This is a genomic window from Altererythrobacter lutimaris (genome assembly GCF_013371495.1).
Taxonomy (GTDB): domain Bacteria; phylum Pseudomonadota; class Alphaproteobacteria; order Sphingomonadales; family Sphingomonadaceae; genus Erythrobacter; species Erythrobacter lutimaris_A.
Window position 1 is genome coordinate 1,016,529 of sequence record NZ_JABWTA010000001.1, and the last position, 15,618, is coordinate 1,032,146.

Annotated in this window: 19 protein-coding genes; 6 read left to right on the top strand and 13 right to left on the bottom strand. The window is 58.6% G+C overall.

The window, feature by feature from the left end; translation table 11 throughout:
* Window positions 1-14: 14 nt before the first annotated feature.
* The 5 genes from ybeY to HUO12_RS04910 form a co-directional block, all read right to left on the bottom strand.
* Window positions 15-500 carry an rRNA maturation RNase YbeY gene (ybeY, locus tag HUO12_RS04890; protein WP_176272531.1) on the bottom strand — a complete coding sequence of 162 codons (486 nt, stop codon included), beginning with the start codon at window positions 498-500 and terminating at the stop codon, window positions 15-17.
* Complete coding sequence (locus HUO12_RS04895; RefSeq protein WP_176272532.1) at window positions 501-1,532, bottom strand: PhoH family protein; 1,032 nt, start codon at window positions 1,530-1,532, stop codon at window positions 501-503.
* A 102-nt stretch (window positions 1,533-1,634) separates the two neighbouring features.
* Complete coding sequence (miaB, locus tag HUO12_RS04900) at window positions 1,635-2,978, bottom strand: tRNA (N6-isopentenyl adenosine(37)-C2)-methylthiotransferase MiaB (RefSeq protein WP_176272533.1); 1,344 nt, start codon at window positions 2,976-2,978, stop codon at window positions 1,635-1,637.
* Between the two features lie 42 nt (window positions 2,979-3,020).
* The gene (locus HUO12_RS04905; RefSeq protein WP_176272534.1) at window positions 3,021-3,416 is read right to left on the bottom strand and encodes a hypothetical protein; all 396 of its coding nucleotides are present in this window, start codon (window positions 3,414-3,416) and stop codon (window positions 3,021-3,023) included.
* Window positions 3,417-3,459: 43 nt separating this feature from the next.
* Complete coding sequence (locus HUO12_RS04910) at window positions 3,460-3,906, bottom strand: peptidylprolyl isomerase (RefSeq protein ID WP_176272535.1); 447 nt, start codon at window positions 3,904-3,906, stop codon at window positions 3,460-3,462.
* A gap of 112 nt (window positions 3,907-4,018) precedes the next feature.
* On the opposite strand from HUO12_RS04910, the gene mgtE reads away from it, so the two are divergent.
* Window positions 4,019-5,479: a magnesium transporter gene (gene mgtE / locus HUO12_RS04915; RefSeq protein WP_176274293.1), complete on the top strand. Its 1,461-nt coding sequence runs from the start codon at window positions 4,019-4,021 to the stop codon at window positions 5,477-5,479.
* Window positions 5,480-5,510: 31 nt separating this feature from the next.
* Here mgtE and HUO12_RS04920 read toward each other — a convergent pair whose 3' ends face one another.
* A complete protein-coding gene (locus HUO12_RS04920; RefSeq protein WP_232367311.1) occupies window positions 5,511-6,446 on the bottom strand; it encodes a cyclase family protein in 936 nt (311 codons plus the stop codon).
* 68 nt (window positions 6,447-6,514) lie between these two features.
* On the opposite strand from HUO12_RS04920, the gene HUO12_RS04925 reads away from it, so the two are divergent.
* Complete coding sequence (locus HUO12_RS04925; protein ID WP_176272536.1) at window positions 6,515-6,904, top strand: DUF1489 family protein; 390 nt, start codon at window positions 6,515-6,517, stop codon at window positions 6,902-6,904.
* A gap of 433 nt (window positions 6,905-7,337) precedes the next feature.
* On the opposite strand, the gene HUO12_RS04930 is transcribed toward HUO12_RS04925, so the two are convergent.
* The 6 genes from HUO12_RS04930 to HUO12_RS04955 all read right to left on the bottom strand — a co-directional run bounded on the left by HUO12_RS04930 (window position 7,338) and on the right by HUO12_RS04955 (window position 12,045).
* Complete coding sequence (locus HUO12_RS04930; RefSeq protein WP_232367312.1) at window positions 7,338-7,898, bottom strand: nucleotidyltransferase family protein; 561 nt, start codon at window positions 7,896-7,898, stop codon at window positions 7,338-7,340.
* Window positions 7,899-7,931: 33 nt separating this feature from the next.
* Window positions 7,932-8,483, bottom strand: a complete 552-nt coding sequence (locus HUO12_RS04935) for an AAA family ATPase (RefSeq protein WP_176272537.1) — start codon at window positions 8,481-8,483, stop codon at window positions 7,932-7,934.
* 94 nt (window positions 8,484-8,577) lie between these two features.
* Window positions 8,578-9,108 (bottom strand): DUF7282 domain-containing protein, encoded by a 531-nt coding sequence (locus tag HUO12_RS04940; RefSeq protein WP_176272538.1) that lies wholly within the window; start codon window positions 9,106-9,108, stop codon window positions 8,578-8,580.
* Between the two features lie 39 nt (window positions 9,109-9,147).
* Window positions 9,148-9,843, bottom strand: coding sequence for a DsbA family oxidoreductase (locus HUO12_RS04945; RefSeq protein ID WP_176272539.1), 696 nt, complete (start codon window positions 9,841-9,843; stop codon window positions 9,148-9,150).
* The gene (gene nudC, locus HUO12_RS04950) at window positions 9,840-10,724 is read right to left on the bottom strand and encodes an NAD(+) diphosphatase (protein WP_176272540.1); all 885 of its coding nucleotides are present in this window, start codon (window positions 10,722-10,724) and stop codon (window positions 9,840-9,842) included. Before nudC ends, HUO12_RS04945 begins: the two co-directional genes overlap by 4 nt.
* Window positions 10,725-10,737: 13 nt before the next feature.
* Window positions 10,738-12,045 (bottom strand): serine hydrolase domain-containing protein, encoded by a 1,308-nt coding sequence (locus HUO12_RS04955; protein ID WP_176272541.1) that lies wholly within the window; start codon window positions 12,043-12,045, stop codon window positions 10,738-10,740.
* Between the two features lie 136 nt (window positions 12,046-12,181).
* On the opposite strand from HUO12_RS04955, the gene HUO12_RS04960 reads away from it, so the two are divergent.
* Entirely contained in the window at window positions 12,182-12,403 is a 222-nt protein-coding gene (locus tag HUO12_RS04960) for a hypothetical protein (RefSeq protein ID WP_176272542.1), read from the top strand.
* On the opposite strand, the gene HUO12_RS04965 is transcribed toward HUO12_RS04960, so the two are convergent.
* On the bottom strand, window positions 12,400-13,497 hold the full coding sequence (locus HUO12_RS04965; RefSeq protein ID WP_176272543.1) for an A/G-specific adenine glycosylase: 1,098 nt from the start codon (window positions 13,495-13,497) through the stop codon (window positions 12,400-12,402). The genes HUO12_RS04960 and HUO12_RS04965 overlap by 4 nt on opposite strands.
* Between HUO12_RS04965 and HUO12_RS04970 the strand changes: the two genes are divergently transcribed.
* The 3 genes from HUO12_RS04970 to HUO12_RS04980 all read left to right on the top strand — a co-directional run bounded on the left by HUO12_RS04970 (window position 13,479) and on the right by HUO12_RS04980 (window position 15,600).
* Window positions 13,479-14,018: a DUF721 domain-containing protein gene (locus HUO12_RS04970; RefSeq protein WP_176274296.1), complete on the top strand. Its 540-nt coding sequence runs from the start codon at window positions 13,479-13,481 to the stop codon at window positions 14,016-14,018. The genes HUO12_RS04965 and HUO12_RS04970 overlap by 19 nt on opposite strands.
* 7 nt (window positions 14,019-14,025) lie before the next feature.
* Entirely contained in the window at window positions 14,026-14,736 is a 711-nt protein-coding gene (locus tag HUO12_RS04975) for a thioredoxin domain-containing protein (protein ID WP_176272544.1), read from the top strand.
* Window positions 14,737-14,853: 117 nt separating this feature from the next.
* The gene (locus HUO12_RS04980) at window positions 14,854-15,600 is read left to right on the top strand and encodes a thioredoxin domain-containing protein (protein ID WP_176272545.1); all 747 of its coding nucleotides are present in this window, start codon (window positions 14,854-14,856) and stop codon (window positions 15,598-15,600) included.
* Window positions 15,601-15,618: the final 18 nt, after the last annotated feature.

Here is a 15,618-nt window from a genome sequence, read left to right on the forward strand (position 1 = left end):
CTATGATGCTCCTATCAAGTGCGGTCTCCATATGGGTCCGCAATACCCAGTTTTGCAAGGGCCGTTATCTCCAGCGCTTCCATCGCTGCGGCCTGCGCATCGGTTTCGACGTGGTCGTGCCCTGCGAGATGGAGGAGACCGTGGACGATCAGATGGGAAGCATGGTTAGCGAGCGTGATACCTTTATCCGCCGCTTCGCTTGCGCAGGTTTCATGAGCCAGTGCGATGTCGCCAAGCATGACGGGCGGGCCATCCGGCGCAAGCTCACTCAACTCCTCAGCAGTCAGCATCGGAAAGCTCAGGACATTTGTAGGCTTGTCGCGCTTGCGCCATTCGCGGTTCAGTTCATGGACCTCAGTGTCGGTTGTGAACAGGATACTGACGATCAGCCTCTCATTGGCCAGAGACAGTTTAACCACAGCTGCCGCCTCGGCGGCTTTTCCGGCTAGCTCTTCCCAGTCCGCATCGGGCCAAGCTTCGATGTCAATGTCGAGCTGCACTTACGCAGCAGGCCCCTCATACGCCTCGACGATCCGGCCCACGATCGGGTGGCGAACCACGTCGGCTGCAGTGAAGCGGATCGTGCCGAAGCCCTCGACATCCTCCAGCTTGCCCACCGCATCAGCGAGACCACTCATGTGGTCGCCGCCGGGAATATCGACCTGTTTAGGGTCGCCGCAGATTACCATACGGCTGTTCTGGCCAAAGCGGGTAAGGAACATCTTCATCTGCTCGCGCGTGGTGTTCTGAGCTTCGTCCAGGATCACAAATGCATCGGCGAGCGTGCGTCCGCGCATGAACGCAATCGGAGCGATCTCGATTTCACCTGAGGCTATACGTCGTTCGACCTGCTCGGGCGGCATGCAATCATAGAGCGCGTCATAAAGCGGGCGCAGATAGGGATCGACCTTGTCTTTCATGTCACCCGGCAGGAAGCCGAGCTTCTCGCCCGCTTCGACTGCCGGACGCGACAGGATCAAGCGCTGCACGCTACCTGTGATGAGCTGGCTGACAGCTTGAGCGACTGCGAGATAGGTCTTGCCGGTTCCCGCCGGCCCTAAAGCAAAGATGATGTCATCACGCGCGAGAGAGCGCATATAGATCGCTTGCATCGCGCTTCGCGGAACGATGGTCTTGCGGCGCGTACGGATCATGATCGGTGGCGCGCCTTTGTCCGCATTTACTATGCCATCGAGCGTCGGTTCGTTCGACATGCCGATGATCGCTTCAATTGCGCCGGCGTCCAAGTCCTCACCGCGCGCGAGCCGGTCATACATGCCCTGCAGCACTTCCCGCGCGGTCGCGACCGCATCTTCCGGCCCTTCAATCTCGATCTTGTCGCCGCGCGCGGAGATGAACACGCCCAAGCGGTTTTCCACCTGCACGAGGTTTGCATCGAATTGTCCGAAGAGAAGTCCCAGCAGCGACTGGTTCTCGAAACTTAGCTCTACACGAGCGCGGCGCACTTCGCGCATCGGGACGGGATCAGGTGAAAGTACCGGATCGGATGTCTTGGTCGGTCTACGGCCCATGCAGCTCCTTTAAGGGCGTTTCAGCGAGTCGATATATGCAGAATGTGGTGCTCGCCGCCGATTTAGGCAAGTGAGGGTCTTCCACGCAGTCGTGGATAGCGATCATGCCGTCGCAATCTCGCGCATCTGGCCGCGCAGCGAGTTCGGCCCTCCATCGACCAGATCGACGGTCACGAGATCGCCAATGTCCGCGTCGCCTTCGAACCATACGGATTGCAGCCAAGGCGATTTGCCGAGCCATTGTCCATCAAACTTGCCCTTGCGCTCGATCAGGACTTCGCATGTCTTGCCGACGCTCGCCTGGTTGAAAGCGTGCTGATCGCGGTTCAAGCGCTCCTGCAATCGTTGGAGCCGCTCGTCCATCACTTTCTTGGGGATCTGATCGTCCATGGTCGCAGCGGGTGTTCCGGGACGCGGGCTATATTTGAAGCTGTAGGCCTGCGCGTAACGAACCTCGTCCACCAGCGCGAGCGTCTCTTCAAACTCGGCCTCGGTCTCGCCGGGAAAACCGACAATGAAATCGCCGGAAAAGGCGATGTCGGGCCGTGCCTTGCGCACATCTTCAAGCACCCGCAGGTAGCTCTCTGCAGTGTGATTGCGGTTCATGGCCTTCAGCACACGGTCGCTACCTGACTGCACCGGCAAGTGCAGGTAAGGCATCAGTTTTTCAACTTCGCCATGTGACGCTACCAGGCCTTTAGTAAAATCGTTCGGATGGCTCGTCGTGTAACGAATTCGCTTTATTTCCGGTAGTTTGGCGAGTTCTCTTATCAAACCATCCAGGCCAATTGTGTGACCTTTCAAATCCTCGCCGGACCACGCATTGACGTTCTGGCCGAGCAGGGTGATTTCCTTTGCCCCGCGCTCGATCAAGCGGTTCGCTTCAGTCAGCAGATCGGCGAAGGGGCGAGAGATTTCAGCACCTCGTGTGTAAGGCACCACGCAATAGGTGCAGAACTTGTCGCACCCTTCCTGCACCGTCAGGAAAGCGGTAGGAAACCGCTTCTTGCGCTGCGGTAAGATGTCAAACTTCGCAATCGCGGGCATGTCCGTATCGGTTGAGCGTTTGCCCTCCACCGCTCTGTCGAGCATGTCGGGTAGCCGGTGATAGGCCTGCGGGCCAACCACCATAGAGACCGCCGGCGCGCGCTTCATAATCTCTTCGCCCTCGGCCTGTGCCACGCAACCCGCAACAGCGATCATCGGCGCTTTCTTCTGCGTCTTGCCTTTGGTCAGACGGCCAATGTCGGAATAGATTTTCTCCGCTGCCTTCTCGCGAATGTGGCACGTGTTGAGCACCACCAGATCGGCATCCTCGCCCTCAGGCGCTTCAGTGATGCCCTTCTCGGCAAGCAGCTCAGCCATGCGCTCGCCATCATAGACGTTCATCTGACAGCCGAAGCTCTTGACCCTGTAGGTCTTGGGAGGGGTTGTAACGGGTTTCATGATTGGCGGGCGTTTAGCGGGAAGTTGTCAGGTGTTCAATCGTCACGAAAGGGTTGCCGCCCTCTGCAAATCCTTCTCGCGGCCAAAGCGCTGGAGGATCGCGATCAGCTCTGCCTTTTCGGGAACATGAAGTGTGGTTTCATCCGATTTCACCGCAATGCGCGTTTGCGGCTCAACCGGTTCCCATCGATCATCGACCCGAAGCTTGAGCCCCGTCATGAATTCGACTTCGAGCGCAGGTTCACTCCACAGTCCAAACAGATCAGAGGTGAACATCTTCTTGGACGTGTCTGGCGTGTTCGCGAGCGGAAGGCGCTGATACAACGCCTCCAGATCACGACGCGAAGTGATCACATCAATATCTGCGATCTTCCCTGGATCACCGCCATGCAGAGCGACCGCCGCGCTGCCGATAATCCACCATGGATCTCGCGCCATGGCCATTTCCTTGGCCACGAGCGCGAGAGTGGACTGGAAAGGATCAGCCAACCGTCGCTTTCACGATCTTGCCAGGGCTTGCCGGTGGCTCTCCGGTTGGAAGCGCGTCGATGTGCTCCATGCCGCTCTCAACCTGGCCCCAGACAGTGTATTGCCCGTCTAGGAAATGCGCATCGTCGAAGCAGATGAAGAACTGGCTGTTCGCGCTGTCCGGAACTTGCGTGCGCGCCATCGAACAGGTGCCGCGAGTGTGCGGCTCTGCGTTGAATTCGGCTTTCAGGTCCGGCTTGTCGCTGCCGCCCATGCCTGTGCCCGTCGGATCACCGCCCTGCGCCATGAAACCGGGGATCACGCGGTGGAACACCACGCCGTCATAGAAACCTTCCTTCGCAAGCTCGGTAATGCGCTCGACATGGCCGGGTGCAAGGTCAGGACGCAGCTTGATGACAACGTCGCCGGAATCGAGAGTGAAAGTCAGTGTTTCGGCCATGGGGTAAATCTCCGTTTGAATTTGGCGCCGCTATAAAGGTTTGCGGGGCTAAGTCACCCCTGCCCTTGCCGCCGGTCTTGCTTTTGGTGCGATGCGGCGTAGACCTCTCGCCATGGCCGAGGACAATCGCCTTTCCGAAGACGACGTGATGCTGGCAGACGCGCCGGTTCAGACTGAATCGGAAGAGCTCGCCAAGCCCGATGACCGTATCGATGACGAGCGGCATGACGAGGAAAACCGCCTCAAGCCCGAATACATCCGTAGCGTCCGCGATGCGCTGGAAGCGCGCGACAACAATGCGGTTTATGACATTGTCGAACCGCTTCACCCGGCAGACATTGCCGACTTGCTGGAGCTGCTCGAGCGCGATGAGCGTGCGCGGCTAGCTGCGTCGATCACTGACCTGATGAGTTCCGACGTAATTGCCGAACTCAATGACTTCGTGCGCGAAGAGATGATGGAAGCGCTGGAACCGGAAGCGGTCGCGACCATTGTCGAACAGCTTGAGACCGATGACGCGGTTCAGTTGATCGAGGATCTTGACGAAGACGACCAGCAGGCCGTCCTCGCAGAAGTCGAAGCCGAAGATCGTGTCGCGATCGAAAGCGCGCTTGCTTATCCGGAGGAGACTGCCGGCCGCTTGATGAACCGCGAGTTTGTCGCGGTACCGGAGCATCTCACCGTGGGTGATCTGATTGATTATCTGCGCGAGGAAGGCGATCTCGCGAACGAGTTTTACGAAGTCTTCGTAGTCGATCACATGCATCGCCCTGTCGGAACGTGCGCCTTGAACTGGATCCTGACGACCCCGCGCGCGATCAAGCTCACTGATGTGATGAAGCGCGACCAGACGCTGATCCCCGCGACGATGGATCAGGAAGAGCTCGGCCTGATGTTCGAGAAGTATGCGCTTATCTCCGCAGCGGTGGTAGACGAAAGCGGGCGCCTTGTCGGGCAGATGACGGTTGACGATGTCCTCCACATCATCGCGGAAGAGGCTGGCGAAGACGCGCTGCTGCTCTCAGGCGCAGGCGATGGCGACATCAACGAACCGATCCGCGAGGCCTATGGCAGCCGCGTGCGCTGGCTGATCGCGAACCTCGGCACGGCGCTTGTCGGAAGCGCTATCATCGCGGCCTTCGGTGCGGCAATCGAGAAGCTCGTCGCGCTCGCTGTCCTCATGCCGATCGTTGCGAGCATTGGCGGCAATGCGGGGACGCAGACGATGGCAGTTGCCGTGCGCGCGATTGCGACCAACCAGCTGACGCGTGCGAATACCTGGCGGATCGTGTGGAAGGAACTGCGCGTGGCGCTCCTCAACGGCGTCACTATCGCAGTGCTGATCGGCATCGGGACCGCTGCGATCTTCACACCTCAGCTCGGAGTGGTGATCGCGCTCGCAATGGTCATCAACATTATCGTATCCGGTATGGCAGGCGTGCTGGTACCGGTGATTTTCGAGCGCCTTAAGCAAGACCCGGCAGTTGCCTCGTCTGTGTTCGTGACTATGATCACGGACTCGATGGGCTTCTTCGCCTTCCTCGGATTGGCGGTCGCATCTGGGTTGGCTTAAGGCTTTTTTGACGACTGTGGCCACCCGCAGACTAACGAATAGCGACCGGGTTGATTACCGCTTGCACGGAGCCTGCAAATCTCGGCTGCCCCAGCACGAAGAAAAACTCATAAGCCTCATCCTCAGCCAATTGCGCCGTGTTCATCGTCTCGAGGATGTAAATCCCGTGATCGACCAGCAGCGACTGGTGGACGGGAAATACGATGTCATCTTCAAACGCCATGGTTTCGAGCGCTGCGCTGTCCGCTCCAATCGCAACCACACCCAATCCGGCAAGGTATTCCGACCCGTCGAAATTGATGCCCGGCTGCTGGGCGATGTAGGCCTCGGCATCTTCGTCCGCCATACTCATCCAGCCGGTGTGGAACAGCACCACATCACCCGCCTGGATGGTCACGCCTTGCGCGGAAGCGGCGGCTTTGATGTCTTCGCTGCCGAAGCCCTGCAAAGGTGCCAGCCGCTCGACCCCGAAATGCTTGGCCATGTCGAGCATGACCCCGCGCGTTGCGATGGGCGGGACATGCTCCGTGCCGAGCTGTTTGAGACCATCCTCTGCGAAAATCTCCTCCGCCGTCAGACCGCCATAATGCACACCGTCGCGCCCAATATGGCCCAGCCCGTCAAGCTGGCTCCCAATCCCGACATGCGTGACCAGCCGGTCATCATGCATAGTGACCTTGTTCGCGCCCAGCGGATCGCCACCGCTGAATGTCTCGATGGAGTAGCTGCGACCCGGCCACGGAACACTGTCCGGCCCTGTAATCACGCCCAGCGCATAGGTCTTGCCCTCTGTGACGAGACCAGCCGCACGCGCAGTCATGTCCGGCGTGATCGTGGTGACTTTGCCGAGCGTCGGATCAGCCTCGCCTACTGCAACCGGTGTTTCGCCTTGCTCGGCTTGCGAGCACGCCATCAATGTCAACGCGAGTACGCTCGCTCCGATTGCCCGATATGTCATAAAGCTCATCCCCAATTCCTTTCGCATAAAAGCCCTATTGGACTTGAATCTGCGGCCCCGTGTGCCAGATCATACCCATGCCGCTCCATTTGACCAAGATCGCGTTCGGCGCGCAGAGCTTTGATGATATCGAGAGCTGGTACGCAGGGCGGCGCAGCCCGTTTCTCACCACCAAATATCGTCCGACAAAATGGGAGGAGTGCATCGGCGGCTCGCTCTACTGGATCCACCAGCACAATATCGTCGCGCGCTCGACCATTCTGGGCTTCAGCCAGACCGATAGCGGGCGCTGGCTGATAGAGCTTGAGCCGAAGCTTGTCCGTGTCCATCCGAAGCCCAAGCGCGCGCATCAGGGCTGGCGCTATTTGAAAGGCGAGCCTCCGCGCGATCTGGAAGAAGGCGAGGATATTGGCGATGTGCTGCCAGGAAAGCTGGCGGGCAAACTGCAGAACCTTGGTCTGATTTAGTCCTCATAATCTGGCGCAATCGCGCAATTTTCTTTCCCAACAATCTTGACACAATTGACACCTGTCAACTTCGCTAAAACGGCCTCAAACCCGCATAAATCTGCCGTTCTTGGCCTTTCCAACAAAGTTGACACTTTTCCTATTTTTTGAAAACTCATGAGCGCGCTCTTTACCCTACCCATGGAAGAGATCGGCGGTGTGAAAGAGCGCTGCGTTGGTAGCGCTCAGCGACGATGTAGGAAATGTGCCTTAGCCCTCTCCCCTTGAGGGGAGAGGGTTGGGAGAGGGGTCCACTGCGCTTGATGGCTTTGAAACCCCCTCTCAACTCCGACTAGGCGCTAACGCGCCAAGCCTGCGTATCTCTCCCCCGTGCGGGGGAGAGAGATGATGTTGCCTACCCTGGGATGACGGGAATTGGGGTGGTAAGCGGACCTTAGGTCACTCCGCGGTGAAGCATTGGCCAGTTTTCAAACCATGCCTTCTTTTGAATTCTTTCCTCAAAGATCGACCGCTTCTGAACGTCGAACTTTGTCGTTGGACGGATGACCAGGTGGAACAGGTCGTCCAACCCCAATGGGCTTGCAATTTCACATCCGTCTGAGCCGATGCGCCTTGCCGCAACGGCTGTCGCTGTCTCCGGCCAGTGGCGCATGGCCTCAGTCGCACATAGGTAGGGTGCATCACAGTTGCGAACGTGCATTCTAGCTTGATTCTTGACTGACCAATCAATCGAAGGCTCGGTAGCACGTAGCGCTTCTTCAATAGCACGGTCACGAGCCGGGTCGGAACAACTCTGGTCAAACCAAATGACGTCCACATCCCCAGAAATCGGGCTTTCGGAGCGACCGTGGAGAGCGTCCCAAACCGCATTTCTCACAAATCCGGCGGCAATCCAGCAATCAGGAAGCTCAAGATCGGCAACAACGCCTAGCAAGTGCCAACGAATTGCGTCGGCTCGGAGGACTACAGCAACTTGCCCGACGTAATCCATCATAAGAGTGTCCCCGATCACAACCAAAATGGTCGGCTAAGCGAAGAGCCGTCGGAGCTCTGCTCTAGCATGGTCAACCAGGGCATCAATGTCGGTTAAGTCGCTGGTCTCGATCGTGACAACAGGAAAAGCTCCAAGTGGCCCCAGCGAAGATAGCTCATCAAACTGCCTTGCCACAGTATCATACCTAGAAGGATCGTTGTGACCAGCGTGGCGTTTCCGTTCGAAAAACCTCTTTTGAGCGATAGCTGGATCGCATCTGCAATGAAGCTCGACGACCCTCGATTGCAACTCGGCAACCCAAGTTGTCGGGGTCCCATACGACACCTTCTGATCCGTTGGTCGCCAGAATGAGACCAGCACAGCGCATGATTGAGCATTCGCGCATTCTTCAAATCGGACGTCACTCTTGCGGCTCAATTTTTGCCGAAGAGCCATGTCCACATCGTCAAACTTCTCGAACTCAGCCTCGAGAAATTGGTCTTTGTCTAGAAACGGCCAGCAAATGGCCTCAGCAAGTTTCTTTCCAATTGCTGTCTTACCTGATGCAGGCAAGCCCGAGACAAGCACAAATCCATTCTGCTTCATGACCTAGATATCGCAGAATCAGCGTCGCCTGAGAAGTCCGTAATTGGGTCGTTAGCGGACCTTCGCAACCACACCGTGGTCACTGGGACCTGCTCTACTCCGGCAGAGTGATCATATGCGCGATCATGCGCGTGCCTTCGAACACCGCCGTGTCCTCGACATTGATCCCGTCCTCGACAAACACGAAGTCGAACACGCCATCCTCATTCGCATCGCTATGGAGCATAACGATGTATTGGCTGCCAGCGTCCGCCGGGTGATGCATCCGGATCGACACTTCCTCGTTCCGACCTGCCTCTAGCCGCGCAAACCCGGACACGATGTCGCCGTTCGGGCGGCCGTCAATAATCGGATGCAGGACAATCCAGCCTGCTTTCTCGATCACCACTTCATCGAAAGTGAGCGAGGTTGAGTTAGTTCGCATGACGGAGGAGTCCGCGCCGTCCATCCGCTTACTGGTGACAGCCATCGCGTCATCATGGCGCGTCATGCCTTCGATCTGGATCGCATTGCGCTCGCCATTGCCCATGGTGATTTGCGGACGTTCAGCCGCTTCCTGCGCCGTCGCAACGCCTGAAACCATTGCGAGTGACAATCCCGCAGCCACAAAGTTCTTGATACTCATCGTGCCCTCTCCCGAAGCTATTCTCAGACCAGGTTCGCCTTACTCTGCAGCGGCCTCTTTCTCCGCTACGCGTCGAAGGGCATTCACATAGACCTCCGGCGCCTGCGCCCCCGGGATCATGAACTTGCCGTTCACGACCATCGCTGGCACGCCGGAGATGTTCATATCCCATGCCTGCCGCTCTTCCGCGATGACGCGGGCGAGCAAAGCCTCGTCCTCAAGCGCAGCCTTGGCGGCTTCGCGATGTAAGCCGACCGATGCAGCGATATCGAGCAGCACTTCGCGGTCCGAAACATTGCGACGCTCGTTGAAATGCGCCTTGAAGAGCGCGAGCTTGAGCGCGGTTTGCACTTGCGGGCCGGCCTGTTCCAGCGCGAAAGCCAGCAACATATGGGCCTCGCGCGTGTTCCACATCATCGCGGGCCGATCCGGATCATCGCCTTCATAGGTGAGCGAGACGCCTGCCTTGTCCGCAATATCCTTCATCTGCGCGCGGATGGCTGCACGTTCCTCGTCAGAGCGCTGATATTTCTTGGCGAGATGCGCGTCCTGCTCTTCGCCTTCTTCCGCCATGTTGGGATTGAGTTCGAAGGGCCGCCAGCGCAGTTCAGCCTTAACTTCGCCATCGAGCTCCGTCAGCGCCTTTGTCAGCTGGCCATAACCGATCAGGCACCACGGGCACATGACATCGGAAAAGATGTCGATCGTCATGGCTTGCGGGATTTGAGCGCTCATTGATCGATCCACCACTGCATCAGAGTATGAGCAATAGCATGGCGCGGCGGCGCACGGAACGGGCCGTTACCGGCAAGTGCGGCGGTCACATCTTCACGCGTGAACCATTCGATCTCTGCCATTTCGGTGTAGTCGATGGTGAGCGCGTCGTCATCCGTATGGCTGTGGCAACCGATCATCAGCTGGCTTGGGAATGGCCAGGGCTGGCTCGCGATATAGGACACATCGCGTGCCCGCACGCCCGATTCCTCGAACACTTCGCGCGCGACGGCTTCTTCGATGGTTTCGCCGGGCTCAACAAAACCCGCCAGCGCGGAAAAGCTGCCTTCCGGCCAACCTTTACCGCGCCCAAGCATCAGCTTACCGTCATATTCGACCAGCATGATCGTAACCGGGTCCGTGCGCGGAAAATGCTGCGCCCCGCAATTGCTGCAGGAACGCTGCCAGCCGCCTTTCGCGATTGCAGTGGGCGAGCCGCATTGTGCGCAAAAGCGATGCCTCGCATGCCAGTCAACAATGCTGCGCGCGCCGCCATAAAGCGCGAGATCGCCCGACTCCAATGTCGCCATCAGTGACCACAATTGCGGGTTCGCCATGCGCGGGCTGGCATCGCCTTGCTGCGGAACCGCGGCAAAGCACGCCCTTTCGCCCCCGTCGCTGCGGTCAATGCCGAGGAATACCAGCTCGGCATCTTCAGCCGCATCGGCGAGCGTGCCCCAAGCGAGCCGCCCGTGATCATCCATTGCAGGCATGAGCCCCTCAAGCGCGAGCAGACGCGCTTTCCAGTTCATCAATGCGCCAAGCGCTTCCTTGTCTGCGCGCGTGTTGTCCGCCCGGTCGAGCGGCGAACCGGAAAAGGCGAGCGGCGTCTTCGAACTCATGAGCTATCGCCGCTCAGAGACCTGAAATGCCGGCGATATCGGCCTGGATCGCAGCAATGAATTCATCGCGCATTGCGTAGGTTTCCGGCGGCATATACTGCGTGTAGAGCCCGATCCGCATGTCGGAGCCGTAGTCGATGGTGGAGAGCGTACCCGCTGCCCCACCCCAGCCGAATTGCTCGCCCAGAACGCGCCCGCCAGCGCCATGGCCCTGACCTGCGATCCAGCTGCCCGTTGTATCGACGGCTTCAGGCACAAGGTTCGACGTCCCCACGCGCACAGCCAGCTCGCCCATCACGCGCTTGCCGCCAAGCTTGCCGTAACCCAGCAGCATGCGTTGAAAGCGGTCATAGTCTTTCGGCGAAGACACAAGGCCGCCGCCGCCCGCCGGTATGCTTGGCTCGTCTGTAAAGATCGAGCTTGTGCCGCCATCGACCGGCAGCGGGATGCCCGCCGCGATACCGTAATTGGTCGTCAGTCGGTCCGTCTCGCTGCTGGGCACAGTGAAGTACGTACTCTCCATCCCGCATGGCTCGAAGATGCGGTCTTGCAGGAAGCTCTCAAAGCTTTGCCCTGATGCGACTTCAATGACTCGTCCGAGCAGGTCGATGCTGGCGGAGTAACTCCATTTCGTACCCGGCTGCGCGATCAATGGCAGCGTCGCGAGACGATCAGCCCACACCTCGAGATTGGGCGCGGGAGTGACTTCTGGCAGGCCGGGGATCGGGAAGCGGCTGACGCGACCGCCGACAAGGCCGTTTTCTGCATAGGCAGCAACCAGCGGGCTTGCTTCACCGATGATATAGCCAATGCCTGCTGTATGCGTGAGCAGATGCCGGATCGTGATCGGGCGCTCCGCAGGCACGGTGTTGTCGAGCGAGCCCTTGGGATCTGTCAGAACGCGCATATTCGCGAAGGAAGGCAGTGTCTCCGCGAGCGGCTGGTCCAGCCCCAGCTTGCCTTCATCAACCAGCATCATCGTCGCCATGCCGGTCACCGGCTTGGTCATCGAATAGATGCGGAAGAGCGTATTCTCATCTACACGAGTGGAGCTGCCGAAAGAGAGTGCGCCGCCGCCGACAGTGTGCGCGTGGTCTTCCTGACCTGTGCCAAGTGTAACCAACAGGCTCGCAACCTTGTTCTGGCTGAGATAGCGGTTCACCATCGCCGCAATATTCGGGAAGCTATCGCTGACATCGTGCGCCATTGCCAACTGCCCGAGCGGCAAGCCCGCGAGTCCCGCACCCGCTGCCATATAGGCGGTCGAGCGTAGTAGCGAACGACGGGAAAGCTCTATATCATCGAAGCTGCGAAATGCCATGAAGGTCCTCTCTTGAAACTGTTTGCGCGTCCTTGCTTGATGGAGGGCGCAGGGTCAATCGGGTGAGACACTGCCTCTGCAAAAAATGTGATGAACGGGACTTGTCTAAAAGAGGTGTAGTACTCATATAAGACACATGTTGAATGTTCTCTCTATCCTCATCGGTATCCTCTCGCTCGTGATCGTGATTCCGGCCACGATTCCTCTTCTTGGCGCACTCAACTGGCTGGCCTTGCCGTTGATTGTGATCGGCATTGTTGTCGGTCAGCTGTCTTCGAGCGATGGTGGACGCAATTTCTGCCTGATCGTGGGCTTGATTGCCGTTGTACGCCTGATGCTTGGCGGCGGGATCCTCTAATCCTTCGCTAGAGCAAGCCGAGCTGCCTTGGCAAAGAGCGTTGGAAGACCTGCGTCCTCGATCCGAGCAATGGGCCACCACCCACCCTCGCCTTCCGGCAGGTGATCGCCAGAATAATGCACCACGCTCAGCGTGAGAGCCGCGTGCGTAAAAACGTGAGAGACGGCACCAAGTGGCTCCCATTCTCCTTTGAGTGGCGCTTCACCTGAGCCGTCTTCGCGCGCGCTCCAGCCATCGTCGGGCAGTGCGCGCATTCCGCCCAGCATGCCTGTTCCTTGCCGGGTGACGAGCCATACTTCGCGGCGCTTCCCTTCTCCGCGCTCGATCCAGAAAGCGGTCCCTTTGCGCTGAGGCTTGGCTTTCTTCGGCAGTTTGACCGGCAGAGACTCCGCGATGCCATTCGCCCTCGAAAGACAATCCTCCAACAGCGGGCACAGCAAGCACTTCGGCGCGCGCGTAGTGCATATCTGGCTGCCGAGATCCATCATGGCTTGCGCGAAATCGCCTGCGCGTTCGTTAGGCGTAATGCTGTCGGCTCTCTCGCGGATAGCCTTTCGGGCGGAAGGCAAAGGCTCTTCAATCGCAAACAGCCGAGAGACCAAACGCTCGACATTGGCGTCGACCACCACGGCGCGCTCTCCAAACGCAATCGCGGCGATCGCAGCCGCTGTATAGGCACCGAGCCCCGGCAGCTTCAGCAGCTCCGCTTCAGTGCGAGGGAAACCGCCCAGCTGAGCCACTTCCCGCGCACATTTTGCGAGGTTGCGCGCCCGCGAATAATAACCAAGCCCTGCCCATGCGCTCATGATCTCGGCATCTTCGGCTTCGGCCAGCGCTTCGACTGTTGGCCACGTCTCGACGAATCTTGCAAAATACGGCTTCACCGCCGCGACTGTGGTCTGCTGCAGCATGACTTCAGACAGCCACACGCGGTATGGCCAGTCAGGATCGTCCGGCACTGGCAAGCCCGGCGGATTGCGCCACGGTAAATCGCGCGCATGCTGGTCATACCAGTGGAGCAGTTTTGCAGAGACAGTAGCGGCCACGCGCCGCCTATGGCATGACGTTTGACGCAATGGAACGTGACAAGCCATCCAAATCCACCAAAGGCAAGAAAACCGCCAGAGCTTGGCAACGCCCGCGCGGTGGCAGCCCGAAGCCGATCGGCGAGCTCATGCCGCAAATCGGACGAACAGCGTTCCGGCGCTTTGGCTTTGTGCAGTCCAATGTCGTCACACGCTGGCCGGAGATTGTTGGCCCCGCGCATGCCAGGGTCTGCGCACCCGAAGCGATCCGCTTTCCTCCCGGCGAGAAATCCGAAGGGATCTTGCAGCTGGTCGTTACCCCCGCTCATGCCCCTTTGATCCAGCAAGTGATTCCGGAAATCATGGAGCGCGTGAACCGCTTTTTCGGCTATAATGCGGTGGCGCGGGTCAAGCTGCGGCAAGGTGAGGTTAAGCCGCCATCTGCTGAGGAAAAACCCAAGGCGCCGCCTTCGCTCAAGCCCATCCCGATGGAATTGGGGGACAGTTTGCGCGATATTGGCGATCCGGAACTGCGCACGGTGCTGGAATCGCTCGCGCGCTCCATGGGTGACGAGACGAAAAAGGACTAAACAGCAAGTGAAACCAATCAAGCTGGCATTGGCTGTGGCGGCGATGGTGCTTGCCCCGGTTGCTTCTGCGCAAAGCGGTGGAGGCAATTGGAACCTCACCGTTGATGAAGATCAGGTCAGCCACCGCATCGGTAACCCCAATGCGAAAGTGAAACTGACAGAATATGTCAGCTACACGTGCTCGACTTGCGCCCTGTTTGCAAAGCAAGGCGATCCGGTGCTGGAAATCGCCTATGTCGGGTCAGGTCAGGTCCAGCTGGAAATCCGCCAGTTCATCCGCAATCCGATTGATCTGGCGATTTCGCTGATGACGCATTGCGGCGCGCCTCAAAAATTCAAGCAGAACCACGCGGCGTTCATGCTGAGCCAGAATATGTGGATCGCGCCGCTCAATAGGCCTACGCAATCGCAAGTCACTCGCTGGACGCAGCCGGGCGCAGCCAGCCGCCGCAACATCGCCAATGACTTCGGATTTTATAACATTATGAGGCAGCGCGGCTATCGCATTACCGATGTCGACAAATGCTTGAATGACGAGACCAAGGCTCAGGCTTTTGCCGCCGCGACGCAGGCTGATGCACAACGTTTGCAGATCGAGGGCACACCGACATTTGCTATCAATGGTCGCAAAGTTGATGTCGCGCCCGCATGGAGCGCCCTGCAGCCAGAGCTGGATAAAGCGCTCGCAAGCAAAGAATCGTCTCAAAACGGGCTTTAAAGCGGTATTTGGCGCAAACCCTTGTGGAAAGGCTGTGAGTGTAGGTATCGCTCCTGCTTCACCCCCCACTCCCCTTAGGCTACTCCTATCTGTTCATATTCGAGGATTGCATCTGTTATGACACTTGCTCGCACCTTCAAATTCGCACTGGCTGGCGCTGCTTCGCTCGCTCTTGTCGCTTGCGGCACTGAAACCGATGAGGGCGGGATCGCAGAAGGCGATCCGATTGCTGCCATCCCCGCACCTGAAGGCACGGAATGGCGCGATATGGTGACGGTCACCGACGCGGATGGCTATCTCGTCGGCAATCCCGATGCGCCCATCAAGCTGATCGAGTACGGCTCGCTCACCTGCGGAGCGTGTGCGAATTTCTCCATGACCGGCGTCGAGCCGCTCAAAGAAAAATATGTGAGCAGCGGCGTAGTGAGCTTTGAGCTGCGCAATCAGATTCATAACGGCATCGATCTGGTGATGGCGCGCATGGTGCGCTGTAGCTCGCCAGAAGCGTTCCACCCTCTTGCTGATCAGGTCTGGGCCAATCTCGGCGCGATCCTGCAGCAGGCGCAGCAAAACCCGGCAGCGCTCGAAGCGGCGATGCAGCTGCCAGAGAATGAGCGTTTCGTCCGTATCGCTGAGAATACCGGCCTCCTCGATTTCTTCGCTGCGCGCGGCCTCAGCGCTGACCAGGCACGCACTTGCCTTGCGGATGCGGAAAGCGTTCAAGCCATTGCAGAGCGCTCTGACACGCAATCCGCTGAGCTTGGCGTAACGGGCACGCCGACATTCTTCATCAACGGCAACAAGGTCGACGCGAATAACTGGAACGCGCTTGAGCCGCTGCTGCAACGGGCAGGCGCTCGCTAAGAGCAGCTTGAAGGGGAG